Raw genomic sequence first — 11760 nt, forward strand, 5'->3', positions numbered from 1 at the left:
GGCCGGGTCACCAGTTGCGGGGCTCGCTGGACTCGAACGTGCCGCGGCGGAAGCACCGGCCAGCGAGGTCCTCGCGCCGTTCCTTGGGTAGCGTGCGCAGGAACTCCAGGCGACAGTTCGCATCGTTGACTTCCAGCTGTGCCTCCGGCTTGGGCTCGGGTTGAGGCGAGCAGGCGCACAGCACGGCCGCGAGTGCGAGGGCCGCGGCCAGAGCAGGACGGCGTGCCGTGCCCATCACCACTCCCGGCGAGGGCTTGCCACGAAGGTGCCGGCGCGGAAAGCCTCCCCGGCCACGTTCTCGCGGGCCTCACGGTCAGCCATTGCCTGCTGCCGTGTCACGAGGGCCGCTTGCTGCGCCACGAGGATGGCCCGTATCTGCAGCAGTTGGTTGGACTGCTGGGCGGCCAGCATATTGGCCGCGCCGATGGCCTCCATCTGCCCCTGTGCGCCCTGCGCGGTCGCCTGCAACTGCTGAAGGCGCCGCGCGTCGGCGGCCATGGCGTTTTGCTGTTGATCCAACGTGCGGATAGACGACTCGTTGGTCAGCCGTTGGGCCTCGGAAAGCCTCGCCTCGGCCTCCCGCAACTGCGCGAGTTGATCTGCACTGCATCCCTTGCCGTTGAAACACGGCGATCCCCTGTATTGCCCCATGTCCTTGATGGTGCGCAGGTAGGTATCCAGGCTTGAGTACTTTCGCTTGTAGTAGTCGAGCATGAACATCGCGTCGCGCAGCTGGTCCATGGTTCTCGTGGCCTGGTCCCACACGTAAGCCGCGGGGGCTACGGCGTTCTTGATCTGCAGGTAATACTGCTCAAGCTGGGTCCTGTATTCCTGGATCTGCTTGATCGTCTGCGCGACGTTCTCGTTGGCCGTGATCGTGTTCTGAATCGCGTTGAGGATGTCCGTGGTCGGAATCTGCGCGCGCGCGCTGGTGCTGGCCACGAGGGCGATGGCAACGGCGGTCCTGGCGAGGCGGCCTTTCATTGCTGCTCCTTGCGGGGGTCGTTTTCGAGCCACTGCAGGGTCGGAGGTGGAGCAAAGGTCGGCGCGGTGCAGGTCGCATTTGTCGTGCCCCCTCGTTGCGCGATGGCAAGCTGCAGTTCCATGCACTGCCGGTACACCGTCACGGCATCCTGCATCACCTTGAACTGAAGCTGGATCATTTGGTTGTAGCGATCAACGGCTTCCTTGCCGTAGAAGCTCCCCGGTGCGGGCGCATTGGCGTCAGTCCCCGGAACGGCAGCCTGGACGGTGGCGCTGGCGGCAGTGAGAAGCGCCGTCGTGATCTTGACGAGGCGAACTTTCATCAGCGGTTCCTTTGGTAGTCGAAGGCCTGGTAGGTGCCGGGCAGCTTCAGGTCCTTCGTGACGACGACGTTGAAGCGGAACCCGGGGCGGATCTGCAGCGTGGGAGACAGGTTGAGGTTCTTGGCGATCATCTGCGCGGTGACCTGACCGAGCTGCTGGCCCATGGCCTCGCTCAGGGCGCTGCTGGCCGTGGGCGCGTACTGGCTCTGCCCGCGGTTCTGGCTGTAGGTGATGCCGCCCACGATGCCGCTCATGAGGAAGGCCGAGGCGAAGGTGCGAAACAGGTGCCGGTTCACCTGGTCCGAGAAGCCCGAGTAGCCGGCCGGATCGGCGCCGGGCATGGCGCCAATGTCCAGCCACTTGCCATCGGGGAAGTTGAGGCGCTGCCACGCCACCACCACGCGCGACTGGCCATAGCCCACATCGCTGGAGTAGGAGCCGACGATCTGCGTGCCTTGAGGGATCAGCAGGTGGTTGCCCGTGGCCGTGTCGAAGACGTCGCGCGATACCTGCGCCCTGATCTGGCCTGGCAGCTCGGAATTGATCCCGTCCTGGAGGATTGCCGGGATCACGCCGCCGACCTGGACCGTGAAGGGCGACTCGGGCGCCTGCACCTGCGCGTTGTGCGTCCAGCGGTTGGCCTGGCCGTCGAACTGGGCCATGCCGGTGCGAGACGGGGCCACGGCGGGCATGGCGCCCCCAGCACCGCCCTGACCGGCGCGGAGCTGCGCCAGGCGCTGCTGGTAGACCGCGCTGACGTCCGTGCCGCCCGACTGCGCCGCCGCTGCCTGCTGCACCTGAGCCATGCGCGCGAGCATTTCTTCGCGCGAGGCCGGGGCGCCGCCACCGCCACCGCTGCCCGTGCGCTGCAGCGCGAACTTCACCGTGGTTGGGGCCTGCAGTGCCTGCTCGGCCATCTGCAGCCGGCGCTGCTTGATCTGATCTGCCGCGGGGTCCGTCACCGGGGCTTGAGCTGGAGCTCCACCGCCACCGGGCGGCATCGGGGGCATATCGGCCGGGCTGCGCCCAGGCGGGGGCGGCGGCGTGTCGAGGTCATCCCCGGTCGGGCGCGCGACCATGACGGGGCTGGCCGCGGGTGCCGGCGCGGCTGGCGCGGGCAGGGCCGCCGCGGGGACCACGGCGCCCTGGTACTGGCCCGTGATGGCCTTGGCCGCCGACAGCGAGCTGGTGCCCGCGGTGGTCGGCTGCGTCGCCTGCGCTTCCATCTGCTGCCGGGCCGCACGCTGCCAGGCCACGGACGCCATCACGGCCACGAAGAGGGACAGGCCGCCCGTTGCCAGGTAGATCGGCACGCGGTTGACGCGGCGCACGCCGGCACTGCCGGGCGACGCATCGGGCGACAGGAGGTCCTGCTGGGCCATGTTCACTCCTTGCGAGCCCAGGCACCAGCCGGCACCAGCGCGTTGCCCTGAGGCACATAGGCCCGGGCCAGGGATTGGCTGCCCACGGCCACCATGACACGGAACACGGGGCCGGCCTGGTCGGCCACGTAGCGCAGCGGCAGCGTGCCTTCAGGGGCCTTGCCGCCCTCCTGCACGGCGTAGCCGCTGGCGCGCAGGCCTTGCAGCAGCGCGGCCCCGAACGGGTCCTTGGCCGGCTGCTCCAGGGCCAGGCGCGTCCTGGCGGGTGGATAGACGGCGACGAGCTGGCGCACGGTGTCGGCCGCGAGCCGGGGCTGGTCGATGCCGGCCGGCAGGTAGTTGCCCTGCGGCGCCTCGGTCCTGGTGGTGGCGCAGCCGGCCAGGACCAGCGCGAACACGGCCGCGGTGAGGATGCTGTTCATCACTTGGTCCGGCGGGTGATCGTCACGCGCTGCTGATCGCTGCCCGCACCTGCGATCAGGATGGCCTTGTCGAAGACGGCGTCCACGATGTACCGGCCGTTCTGGTAGCGGGTGGCGATGCGCTCGGGCTGGTCGTCCGAAAAGACCCCGCCCTCCCTGCGCAGCAGCACCAGCGAGAGCAGCTCGCCGTTGGCCGTACCGGACGGCATCTCCACCACCGTCTTGCGGCCGTCGTTGTAGACGCGCACCGGGCGCAGGCCCTTCGGGCCGTCGAGGTCGTAGTCGAAGCTCAGGTCGCCGAGGTACTCGCCAGTGGAGGCCAGCGTGCGTTCCTGGCGCTCTTGCTGTTGCAGGCGTCGCACCTGGGTGACCTTGGCGTTGGCGTCCTCGGGGTACTCGAAGCCCACCGTGGTCATGTTCTCGATGAGGTGGGAGCGCAGCTTGAAGGTGTAGCGGCGCCGGTCGGTGAACACGAACAGCGTGGTTTGCAGGCCCACGTCCTTGGGCTTGATGACCAGGTGCAGCGTCTCGTGGGCTCCGCTGCCCTCGATGGCGGGCTCCACGGTCCAGCGGGCCGCGTCGCCCAGGTGAACCCCGCCCTCGTTGATGTTCTCGCCCGGCTGCAGCGCCAGGTCGCAGCCGTGCAGCACCGCGCACACCAGCGTGGCCTGCTGCGCGCCGTAGACGAAGCGGACCTGCCCGTTGGGCCCCGGCACAGGCGCCATGCCGGCAGTGGAGTAGGTCTCCCAGCGGTTGGTGACTCCCAGGGCCTGGCGCTGCTGCTTCGTGAGCTTCTGCCCGCCATCCTTCGAGAGGAGCTGCTGGGCAGCCGGGTCGGCCGCCATGGCGGGCGCAGCCAGCAGGACCGCGCACGCCGCAACCAGGTGCATCTTCATCGCCACCCTCACTTGATCTGTGTCCAGGAGAAGTCGCTGACGAAGACGCGCGCGGGGTTCAATGCCAGCTCGGCATCGGGCGTGTTGATCGGCGTGCTGGTGGCCACGGCAAACGTCACCAGGGCGCGCATGCGCGCGGCCCCGAGCTGCGAGCCCTGCCGGTCGTGCGTGACCTCCTCCCAGTCCACCTGCATCGTGGTGGGGCTCTGCAGGAGCACCGTGGCCTTGTCGACGCTGACCACCACCTTGGCCGCACGCTTGAACGGCGGATCGGACGCGAACCACTCATCCATCCTGGTGCGGGCGGCCGTGCTGGGCGGCAGCTTCGCGTAGACCCGCTCGACAGCATTGCGCTGCAGCGCCACGTCCGGGGTGACCATGCGGGCGTCCGTGATGAAGTCGCGTACGGCCGCGTTGATCACCAGTGGGCTGACCGGGGACACCGGCATGGCGACGCCCAGTGCTTGCGTCTCCCCGTTGGGGCGCTCGACGTAGACGTAGGGCACGAACCTGGACTGGCTGCCGATGTGGACCATCCCGCCCACGGCGGCCAGCGCGATCACCATCCCGAAGCCGCCCACCATGGTCCCGATGAAGCCACGGTTGATGGCCGAGCCGACGGCCAGATTCCACGTGCGCCGGGCGTTGAGATAGGGGTTCTCGGTGGCCGTGTCGGGGTCCTTGCGCAACAGGAGCCTGATGCGGCCACCCAGGGCCGAGAGCTTGGGGTTCATGCCGTCTCCAGATAGTCGTCGAGCTTCAGGCCGCGCATGGCGAGCCACTCGTGGATCCAGGCCTCGCCGTGCGTCTCTTCGAGCCGCCTGACGGTTGCCAGGGACACCGGGTCGGTGGCGCCGACGAAGGCCTGCGCCAGGGGGCCGAGGGCCAGCTCGTACAGGCGGCATCCCGGCTCGGACATGAGGTAGTACTGCTGCTTGGGCAGGGCCTTCGCCACGATCTGGATCTGTCGGTCGTTGAGACCGATGCGCCTGTACAGCGCGGTCATTTCCTCCGACACGGCATCCGGGTTGGGCAGCAGGATCTTCGTGGCGGTGCTGTCCACGATCACGTCGAAGATGCCGGACTTGGCCGCGTCGGTGAGGTTCTGCGTGGACAGCACGACGGCGCAGTTGAGCTTCGCCAGGGTCTTGAGCCACTTCCTGATCCACTGCTCGAAGATCGGGTGCAGCAGCATCAGCCAGGCCTCGTCAAGGTAGATGACGGCCGGCTGGCCCTTGAGGCTGCGCACCACGCGGCGGAACAGGTACAGCAGCGCGGGGACCGCGTACTTGTCGCCCAGCTCCATCAGCTCGCCCACCTCGAAGGTGTTGAAGCGGCTGAAGCCCAGGGCATCCTCGGCCGCGTCCAGCAGGTGGCCCATGGCGCCGTTGACGGTGTACTGCATCAGGGCCTCGCGCACGGCCTCGTCCTGGCAGGCATTGAAGAAGTCCGAGAGGGTCCTGCCGCCGTTCTGGTGCATGCTCAGGATGGCCGTGGCGATGGCGGTGCGCTGCTCGGGCGTGGTCCTGAAGTCGTTGAGCGCCAGCACCTTGTCGATCCAGTCCATGGCCCACGCGCGGTCATTGCGGGTGTCCAGGAACTGCAGCGGCGCGAGCTGGGGCCGCTCATCGGCCGCGACGTTGAAGTGCCGGCCGCCCACGGCCTTCGTGAGCGGGTACGCGCTCATGCCCGCCTCGAAGATGAAGACCGTCATGTGTTCGTAGCGCAGCGACTGCGCGGCCATCATCCCCAGGTGCGTGGACTTGCCCTTGCGGGTCGGGCCGATCATCAGCGTGTGGGCCAGGTCGCGCACGTGCAGGTTGAGGTGGAACGGCGTGCGGCCATGCGTCACGCACTGCATGAGCGCGGGCGAGCCCTTCGGGTAGTGCGGGCACGGCGCAGTCCGGCTGCCGCTCCACATGCTGGACAGCGGCAGGAAGTGAGCGAGGTTCATGGTGTTGACCAGCGGGCGGCGCACGTTCTGCACGCCGTGGCCCGGCAGGCTGCCAATGAAGGCGTCCAGCGTGTTGATGGTCTCGATGCGCGCGTTGAATCCCAGCCGCTGGATGACCTTCTGCGCCTCCTGGGCCGAGGCCACAGCCCGGTCGCGGCTCTCGTCCATGATCACGACGACGCTGGTGTAGTAGCCATCGGCCACCAGGTTGGAGCTCACCTCGGCCTTGGCAGCTTCTGCGTCCGCGACCATGTTGATGGCGTCGAGGTTGGCGCCGCCGACGTTGGTGTTGAAGACCTGGTCGAAGAAGCTGCGGGTCTTCTGCTTCCACTTCTTGCGGAACTTCTCCAGGTGGCTCAGCGCCTCGTGCTGGTCCATGAAGATGAACCGCGTGCTCCAGCGGTATTCGCTGGGCAACTCGGCCAACGCCTGCAACATGCCGGACCAGCTCTCATGCGGAAACCCGTCGATGGCCACGATCTGGATGAACTTGCGGCCCAGCAGCGGGATCGTGCCGGGGGTCAGCTCCTGGCCACCGATGAGCAAGTCCAGGTAGGCCGGGTTGTCGGGCAACGCTACAGGATGGTGCATCCCGGTGATGCAGCTCTGCAGGAAGGACAACTGGTCGTCCAGCGTGCGCCGGGTGCCCTCCTCGTCCGTCACTGCCTGGCCGCGCAGCCGCGTCATCTTCACCACGGACGACAGGCGGTTTTCGATGGCCGTGAGCTGCTGCTTGAACTGCTCGATGAGGCTGTGCGTGCGGCTGGTGTGGTCCGGCTGCACGGCGTCGTCGTCGAACATCAGCTCCACCAGCTTGCGCTCGGCCAGCTTCGGCGGCAGCCACGTCAGCGTGATGACGAAGTAGCTCTCGAAGAGGGCCCCGGGCCTGGTGAACTGGCGGCGGCGCTCCTCGTCAATGGCGGCCGACACGGGGTCGGGGAAGCGGCAGAGATGGCGCTCAGGGTAGGTGGACGCCGGGCGCCGGCCTGCATCGACGTTGAGCATCCAGCCGCTGCCCAGCGGCGCCAGGGCCTTGTTGAGCATCGCAGCGATGGCGTCGCGCTGCTTGTCCGTGCCGTTGGCCTGGTCCTCGCCGCGGTAGAGGTAGGAGGCCTGGAAGCCGGCGTCCTTGCCCACCACGATCCCGTCCTCGACGACGGCCGCGTAGTTCAGCAGGTCGGCCACGCCGGCGTCCGTGGAACGATGGCGTTTGAGCCGCAGCGCGGCATCGACACCCTTGAGCCGGAAGGCGAGTCCCGCCAAGGTGGCCGCGCCCGCCGCCGCAACGGCGAGGGTGGTGGGTACGATCATTTGTACTGCTTCCCCTGGGTGGCCGTGTTGACGCGGAACGGCGTCGAGCGCGGCGGGTAGTACCGCTGCCGGTAGCAGCGCAGGGAGCGCATGTAGACCTGGCGCATGAGCGGGTCCGACTTCGCCATGAGCCGCCAGCCGTACAACGAGGCGAACCAGCCGGCCACTCCGTAGAGGATGGCCTGCCATTCCATGGCCGAGAAGATCAGGGCCGCGGCCAGCAGCCCGCAGACCATCACCAGCTCACGGTCCCCGCCCATGAACAGGTTGGGGCGGTTGGCCGAGGCGCGCACAGGGACCTTGTGCAGTGCCATGGCTCAGGCCTCCTGGCTGTGGTGCGCCGCCGTGCCGATGGAAGCGCCGCGACCGAAGGTGCCGGCCAGCCAGTTCTGCGCCGCGATCAGGATGGAGATGATCATGACGATCAGCACCATGGTCCTGAAGAAGGCGTTGAGGTCCGAGCCGAAGATCAGGATCGAGCCGGCCACCACGATGCCGATCAGCGACACGACGAAGGCCACCGGCCCGGTGACGGAAGCGCGGAGCTGGTCCAGCGGCCCCTCCCAAGGCATGCCGCCGCCCGCGCCCGCCGCGGCATGTGCCAGGTTGGGCATCAGCGCCAGCACAGCCAGCGCCAGCAGGGAGCCGAGCGCGAGGCTGGCAGGATTCAAAAGGCGAGCTTGGGCCCTGGAGTGCATGGAATGCTCCTGGTTGCTGAGGTAACGGTCAGAGGAACGTGGTGACGAAGGCGCCGTCCCTGAATCCATCCACGCCCAGGATTCCCTGGACACGGCGAGAGCCATCCGGCAACCGGGCGATATGGACGATGGCGTGGACCGCCTCGGCGATCAGCGGCTCCATCGGCCTCGGGGACTCCGGGTGCATGCTCACGAGCATCTGTAGCCGGCTCAGTGCAGCGCGCGGGTTGTTGGCGTGAACCGTGGCGAGGCCGCCCTCATGGCCCGTGTTCCAGGCCGAGAGCAGGTCCATGGCGTCAGGGCCGCGGGTTTCGCCGACGATGATCCTGTCCGGCCGGGCGCGCAGCGCGTGCTTGATCAGGTCGCGCATGCTCACGTCGGTGGTGGTGTGCCACTGCGCGTAGTTCGCGGCCCGGCACTGAATCTCTCCCGTGTCCTCGATGAGGATCAGCCGGTCATCCGGGAAGGCATCCGTGATCTCGCCAATGAGGGCGTTGGCAAGCGTGGTCTTGCCCGAGCCCGTGCCGCCCGAGACGACAATGTTGCGGCGCTCGCGCACGGCCTTGACGATGGCCGTGAACTGGGCATCGGTCATGATTCCCCGGGCCACGTAGTCGTCCAGCGTGAAGACCTTGATGGCCTTCTTGCGGATCTGGAAGGACGCCGCCGGAACGATGGGCGGCAGCTGCGCGGCGAAGCGGCTGCCGTCGATGGGCAGCTCGCACTCCAGCAGCGGGGATGTGCGCCTGACTTCCTTGCGGTGGAAGCCGGCAACGTTTTCGAGGATGGACTGCGCCTTCGCGGCGGCCATCGTGCCGATCCTGCGCATCGGCTCGCCCAGGTACTCGACCCACAGCGAGCCGTCCGGATTGAGGATCAGCTCAATGGTCTTGGGGTCGTGCAGGACAGCCAGCAGCTCCGGACCAAGAGCCCGTTCGATAGCGTGCTTGGCGCGCTCTTCAGTGGTGACCGAGGACGGAGCGTCTGGCGACATGCCCCGCAAGATATAGAGAACCCCAGGCCTGGACAACTATCCGAGATAGCAGTAGGCTTTTACCAACTTAGCGGTGCATCATTTTGCGCGCGTCCTGCGCCCACTTCCTTGCGACAAAGGCTTGGTAGTCCGTGAGAACAAGGGACACCCGCTGAAAACCCTGCGGGACGCTGCTGAGCGGTTTGTGTTCAGCCAGCAGCTCCTGGGCGCCTGGGGGAAGGTCGCAGCGCTCGAGCAGAAACGCAAGCGGCACGTCGAGTGCGGCAGCGATCTTTGCCATGACCTTGAGTGAAGGGTTGCCCTGGCCCGTGGTGAGGTCCGAGATGAACGAGACGGACACGCCTGAGTCACGGGACAGGTCGTGTTTGGACTTGCCTTGCTCCTCAAGGCACTGCAGGACGTTGGTCAAGAAAATGAGGTATTCAAGCAATGCGCCCTCCGTTTCAGCCGCTGAAGCGTTTTTGGTGGAAGTTTTCGATTAACCGATGTGACGAGACGTGACCGCGTCTTGCCGACGAAGCATAGTTTTACAGCCATATAGTCTATTGAACGAGCATGCGGCCCAGGCTACGCTTGCCGTCAAGGAGAACCGATGGCCAGGATTCCTTACAAGGCTGACCCGCTGGAGTTCGTGTTCATGGCGGTAATGCTTCTCTGGCCGGTGATCCGCTGGGGGCTCGCCCTGATGATTCTTGTGTTTTTTGTGATCGGCCACTGGTTCACGGCCCTGGGCTGCTTCATCCTGCTCACCTTTCTGAGTTGGTGGTTGGCTTATGGCGAGCTGCCGCGCCAGGTCGTGGAAAATTGCAGGAACCAAAAATAAACCATGGTAATGAGGACCGAGAAAAGGCGGCACTTGACCGGGCGCGCTTTGGGACAGAGGGAGAATGCTGGATGGCTGTAAAGACGCCGACGAAGCCAACGAAGCGGGCCGCGACGGCTGGATCCGAGAAGCCTGGAAGGCCTTCCAGGCTGACAGGCAGCGTTGCGGCTGCAGTACCGAGCGGTGCTCCGCTGGAGCTGCCGCTGGACGCGGTGACCCCGGACCCCAACCAACCGCGCCGCGCCAAGAATCCGGGCTACACCCCGGAAAAGCTCACCGAGCTTGCCAATTCGATCAAGGCCCGTGGACAGAAGCAGGCCATATCAGTACGCGTCAACCCCAACGAGCCGGGGCGCTACTTCATCAACCACGGCGAACGCCGCTGGCGTGCGTGCCACATGGCTGGCCTGGCCACGGTGAAGGCCTTCATCGACAACGATTTCGAGCGCGTGGATCAGGTCATCGAGAACCTGCAACGCGAAGACCTGACGGCCCGGGAAATTGCAGACTTCATCGGCCAGGAACTGGCACGCGGCAAGCGCAAGACCGACATCGCACGCGAGCTGGGGAAGTCGAACGCCTTCGTCACGCAGCACGTCATCCTGCTGGATCTGCCCGACCCCATCGCCCAGGCTTTTGACTCCGGCCGCGTCAAGGACGTCACGGTGATACACGAGCTGGTGGTCGCGCTGCAGCGGTACCCCACCCAGGTGGCCGCCTGGATCGAGAACAAGGAACAGGAGATCACCCGCGGCACGGTCAGAGGGCTGCGTGAGTACCTTGAGGAGATCAGGCAATTGGCTGCACCGACACCTGCGTCAGCCGTGGAGCTGGTGGCTACCGAAGAGGTTTCAGCGGAGCCTGCACCCTCCCTGCCATCTGGCAAGAGCAGCGATCGCATGCACCGCGCGTGGATTGAAGTCGCTGTAGGCAACCGCGCCGCGCGTCTGCTCACCACGCGCCGTCCGACGGCTCCGGGCCGGGCATGGGTCTGCTACCTCACCAATGAGCAGGAGGAAGTGGAAGTGGAGCTCGCCGAAGTTGCAGTTCGATTGGTGAGCGTCCATGAAGGTTGAGCAGCCCCCAAAGCGACGTCTGGTGGTCTTGAACGGTCACCGGGTCCTCCAGGTCCTGGCCGGTGACGACTGGGGCATCGAGAAGGTTGACAAAGCCCGTGGGGTGCGCCCCGGCCTCTACCAGCTGTTTGAGGCCGCCGAGGCGGATCAATCCAAGCCAACCGCAGGCATCGTTGTTCACGTGGACGATCTTCAGGTGTACCTGCAGACGGATGCCGGACTCGTCAAGCACGACTTGGGCGCTTTTGATCGCCCGCCCCCGCTCGGAGGTCGGCTCACCGTCTCCTACAACCGCCAGGGCCGCGCCAGCTTCGACATGCAGCCTGTTAAGTCCAGCGCCCGCTGATTCTGGGTCAGGCCCCTCTGCGGGCCGTGACGATCTCCTGCATCACCCTTGCGAGTTCTTCCTGCTGCGCAGCGATCCGCCCCAGCAAGACCTCCACCATGGCTGGCGTGAAGCGTGCCGTGCGGCCATCTCCGGCCAGCCACAGCTTCAGCAGCCCACCCAGCCGGCCCAGGTCACCGTTGACCTTCGCCAGTCTGCCCACGGCCTCCAAGTCCACGGCGCTGTGCAGCTTGTACCCCAGCCCTACTTCGCGTAGGTAGCGCGCCACGGGCCGATGCGCCTGCTTCGCCAGGGCTTCAATCGCTACCTTCTCCTGCGGTAGCACCGGCACGCGCAAGTGCTGATAGCGTGGTTTTTTCCGTCCATCTTTCATCGCGATTCGTCCTCAGTCCGCTCGGCGCAAGCCGTCCAGGCTTGGCGCAGCGGGATGCCGTCGAGCGCAGCGAGTAAGGCCAAGTGGAGTTGGCTGGCCGGCTCGCCGGTTAGCCAACTTCACCTATCCTGCCCGCACTTTGCTATTCGGAACAAGCACTGCGGCTCGGTAGGCTATG

General features: G+C 66.5%; 16 protein-coding genes. 3 read left to right on the forward strand and 13 right to left on the reverse strand.

What is annotated here, in order from left to right; translation table 11 throughout:
• Positions 1–7: 7 nt before the first annotated feature.
• The 12 genes from trbK to H537_RS0138990 all read right to left on the reverse strand — a co-directional run bounded on the left by trbK (position 8) and on the right by H537_RS0138990 (position 9373).
• Entirely contained in the window at positions 8–235 is a 228-nt protein-coding gene (gene trbK / locus H537_RS48350; RefSeq protein WP_043462218.1) for an entry exclusion lipoprotein TrbK, read from the reverse strand.
• Entirely contained in the window at positions 235–984 is a 750-nt protein-coding gene (gene trbJ / locus H537_RS0138940) for a P-type conjugative transfer protein TrbJ (protein WP_029002154.1), read from the reverse strand. Before trbJ ends, trbK begins: the two co-directional genes overlap by 1 nt.
• Entirely contained in the window at positions 981–1307 is a 327-nt protein-coding gene (locus H537_RS0138945; protein WP_029002155.1) for a hypothetical protein, read from the reverse strand. The genes trbJ and H537_RS0138945 overlap by 4 nt, the downstream gene beginning before the upstream one ends.
• The gene (locus H537_RS0138950) at positions 1307–2689 is read right to left on the reverse strand and encodes a TrbI/VirB10 family protein (RefSeq protein ID WP_029002156.1); all 1383 of its coding nucleotides are present in this window, start codon (positions 2687–2689) and stop codon (positions 1307–1309) included. The genes H537_RS0138945 and H537_RS0138950 overlap by 1 nt, the downstream gene beginning before the upstream one ends.
• Positions 2690–2691: 2 nt before the next feature.
• A complete protein-coding gene (locus H537_RS0138955; protein WP_029002157.1) occupies positions 2692–3111 on the reverse strand; it encodes a conjugal transfer lipoprotein TrbH in 420 nt (139 codons plus the stop codon).
• Positions 3111–4007: a P-type conjugative transfer protein TrbG gene (gene trbG, locus H537_RS0138960; RefSeq protein ID WP_029002158.1), complete on the reverse strand. Its 897-nt coding sequence runs from the start codon at positions 4005–4007 to the stop codon at positions 3111–3113. Before trbG ends, H537_RS0138955 begins: the two co-directional genes overlap by 1 nt.
• 8 nt (positions 4008–4015) lie before the next feature.
• Positions 4016–4741, reverse strand: a complete 726-nt coding sequence (locus H537_RS0138965) for a VirB8/TrbF family protein (protein WP_051244666.1) — start codon at positions 4739–4741, stop codon at positions 4016–4018.
• Positions 4738–7272, reverse strand: a complete 2535-nt coding sequence (locus tag H537_RS0138970; protein WP_029002160.1) for a VirB4 family type IV secretion/conjugal transfer ATPase — start codon at positions 7270–7272, stop codon at positions 4738–4740. Before H537_RS0138970 ends, H537_RS0138965 begins: the two co-directional genes overlap by 4 nt.
• Entirely contained in the window at positions 7269–7586 is a 318-nt protein-coding gene (locus H537_RS0138975) for a conjugal transfer protein TrbD (RefSeq protein WP_029002161.1), read from the reverse strand. Before H537_RS0138975 ends, H537_RS0138970 begins: the two co-directional genes overlap by 4 nt.
• Before the next feature lie 3 nt (positions 7587–7589).
• On the reverse strand, positions 7590–7970 hold the full coding sequence (locus tag H537_RS0138980) for a TrbC/VirB2 family protein (protein WP_043462222.1): 381 nt from the start codon (positions 7968–7970) through the stop codon (positions 7590–7592).
• Positions 7971–7998: 28 nt separating this feature from the next.
• Positions 7999–8964 carry a P-type conjugative transfer ATPase TrbB gene (gene trbB / locus H537_RS0138985; RefSeq protein WP_029002163.1) on the reverse strand — a complete coding sequence of 322 codons (966 nt, stop codon included), beginning with the start codon at positions 8962–8964 and terminating at the stop codon, positions 7999–8001.
• A gap of 67 nt (positions 8965–9031) precedes the next feature.
• A complete protein-coding gene (locus H537_RS0138990) occupies positions 9032–9373 on the reverse strand; it encodes a helix-turn-helix domain-containing protein (RefSeq protein ID WP_238446966.1) in 342 nt (113 codons plus the stop codon).
• A 183-nt stretch (positions 9374–9556) separates the two neighbouring features.
• Between H537_RS0138990 and H537_RS0138995 the strand changes: the two genes are divergently transcribed.
• The 3 genes from H537_RS0138995 (at position 9557) to H537_RS48355 (ending at position 11209) form a co-directional block, all read left to right on the forward strand.
• Positions 9557–9787: a hypothetical protein gene (locus H537_RS0138995; RefSeq protein ID WP_029002165.1), complete on the forward strand. Its 231-nt coding sequence runs from the start codon at positions 9557–9559 to the stop codon at positions 9785–9787.
• A 71-nt stretch (positions 9788–9858) separates the two neighbouring features.
• Positions 9859–10863, forward strand: coding sequence for a ParB/RepB/Spo0J family partition protein (locus H537_RS0139000; protein ID WP_029002166.1), 1005 nt, complete (start codon positions 9859–9861; stop codon positions 10861–10863).
• On the forward strand, positions 10853–11209 hold the full coding sequence (locus H537_RS48355; protein WP_064736133.1) for a KfrB domain-containing protein: 357 nt from the start codon (positions 10853–10855) through the stop codon (positions 11207–11209). The genes H537_RS0139000 and H537_RS48355 overlap by 11 nt, the downstream gene beginning before the upstream one ends.
• A gap of 7 nt (positions 11210–11216) precedes the next feature.
• On the opposite strand, the gene traJ is transcribed toward H537_RS48355, so the two are convergent.
• Entirely contained in the window at positions 11217–11582 is a 366-nt protein-coding gene (gene traJ, locus H537_RS0139010; RefSeq protein ID WP_029002167.1) for a conjugal transfer transcriptional regulator TraJ, read from the reverse strand.
• Between the last annotated feature and the right edge of the window lie 178 nt (positions 11583–11760).

Source organism: Azohydromonas australica DSM 1124 (assembly GCF_000430725.1).
GTDB classification, from domain to species: domain Bacteria; phylum Pseudomonadota; class Gammaproteobacteria; order Burkholderiales; family Burkholderiaceae_C; genus Azohydromonas; species Azohydromonas australica.

Coding starts and splice junctions, on each gene's coding strand:
- H537_RS48355 (WP_064736133.1), top strand. CDS start 10,853: ATGAAGGTTGAGCAGCCCCCAAAGCGACGTCTGGTGGTCTTGAACGGT.
- H537_RS0138945 (WP_029002155.1), bottom strand. CDS start 1,307: ATGAAAGTTCGCCTCGTCAAGATCACGACGGCGCTTCTCACTGCCGCC.
- trbB (WP_029002163.1), bottom strand. CDS start 8,964: ATGTCGCCAGACGCTCCGTCCTCGGTCACCACTGAAGAGCGCGCCAAG.
- trbG (WP_029002158.1), bottom strand. CDS start 4,007: ATGAAGATGCACCTGGTTGCGGCGTGCGCGGTCCTGCTGGCTGCGCCC.
- trbK (WP_043462218.1), bottom strand. CDS start 235: ATGGGCACGGCACGCCGTCCTGCTCTGGCCGCGGCCCTCGCACTCGCG.
- traJ (WP_029002167.1), bottom strand. CDS start 11,582: ATGAAAGATGGACGGAAAAAACCACGCTATCAGCACTTGCGCGTGCCG.
- H537_RS0138955 (WP_029002157.1), bottom strand. CDS start 3,111: ATGAACAGCATCCTCACCGCGGCCGTGTTCGCGCTGGTCCTGGCCGGC.
- H537_RS0138995 (WP_029002165.1), top strand. CDS start 9,557: ATGGCCAGGATTCCTTACAAGGCTGACCCGCTGGAGTTCGTGTTCATG.
- H537_RS0138970 (WP_029002160.1), bottom strand. CDS start 7,272: ATGATCGTACCCACCACCCTCGCCGTTGCGGCGGCGGGCGCGGCCACC.
- H537_RS0138965 (WP_051244666.1), bottom strand. CDS start 4,741: ATGAACCCCAAGCTCTCGGCCCTGGGTGGCCGCATCAGGCTCCTGTTG.
- H537_RS0138980 (WP_043462222.1), bottom strand. CDS start 7,970: ATGCACTCCAGGGCCCAAGCTCGCCTTTTGAATCCTGCCAGCCTCGCG.
- H537_RS0139000 (WP_029002166.1), top strand. CDS start 9,859: ATGGCTGTAAAGACGCCGACGAAGCCAACGAAGCGGGCCGCGACGGCT.
- H537_RS0138950 (WP_029002156.1), bottom strand. CDS start 2,689: ATGGCCCAGCAGGACCTCCTGTCGCCCGATGCGTCGCCCGGCAGTGCC.
- H537_RS0138975 (WP_029002161.1), bottom strand. CDS start 7,586: ATGGCACTGCACAAGGTCCCTGTGCGCGCCTCGGCCAACCGCCCCAAC.
- trbJ (WP_029002154.1), bottom strand. CDS start 984: ATGAAAGGCCGCCTCGCCAGGACCGCCGTTGCCATCGCCCTCGTGGCC.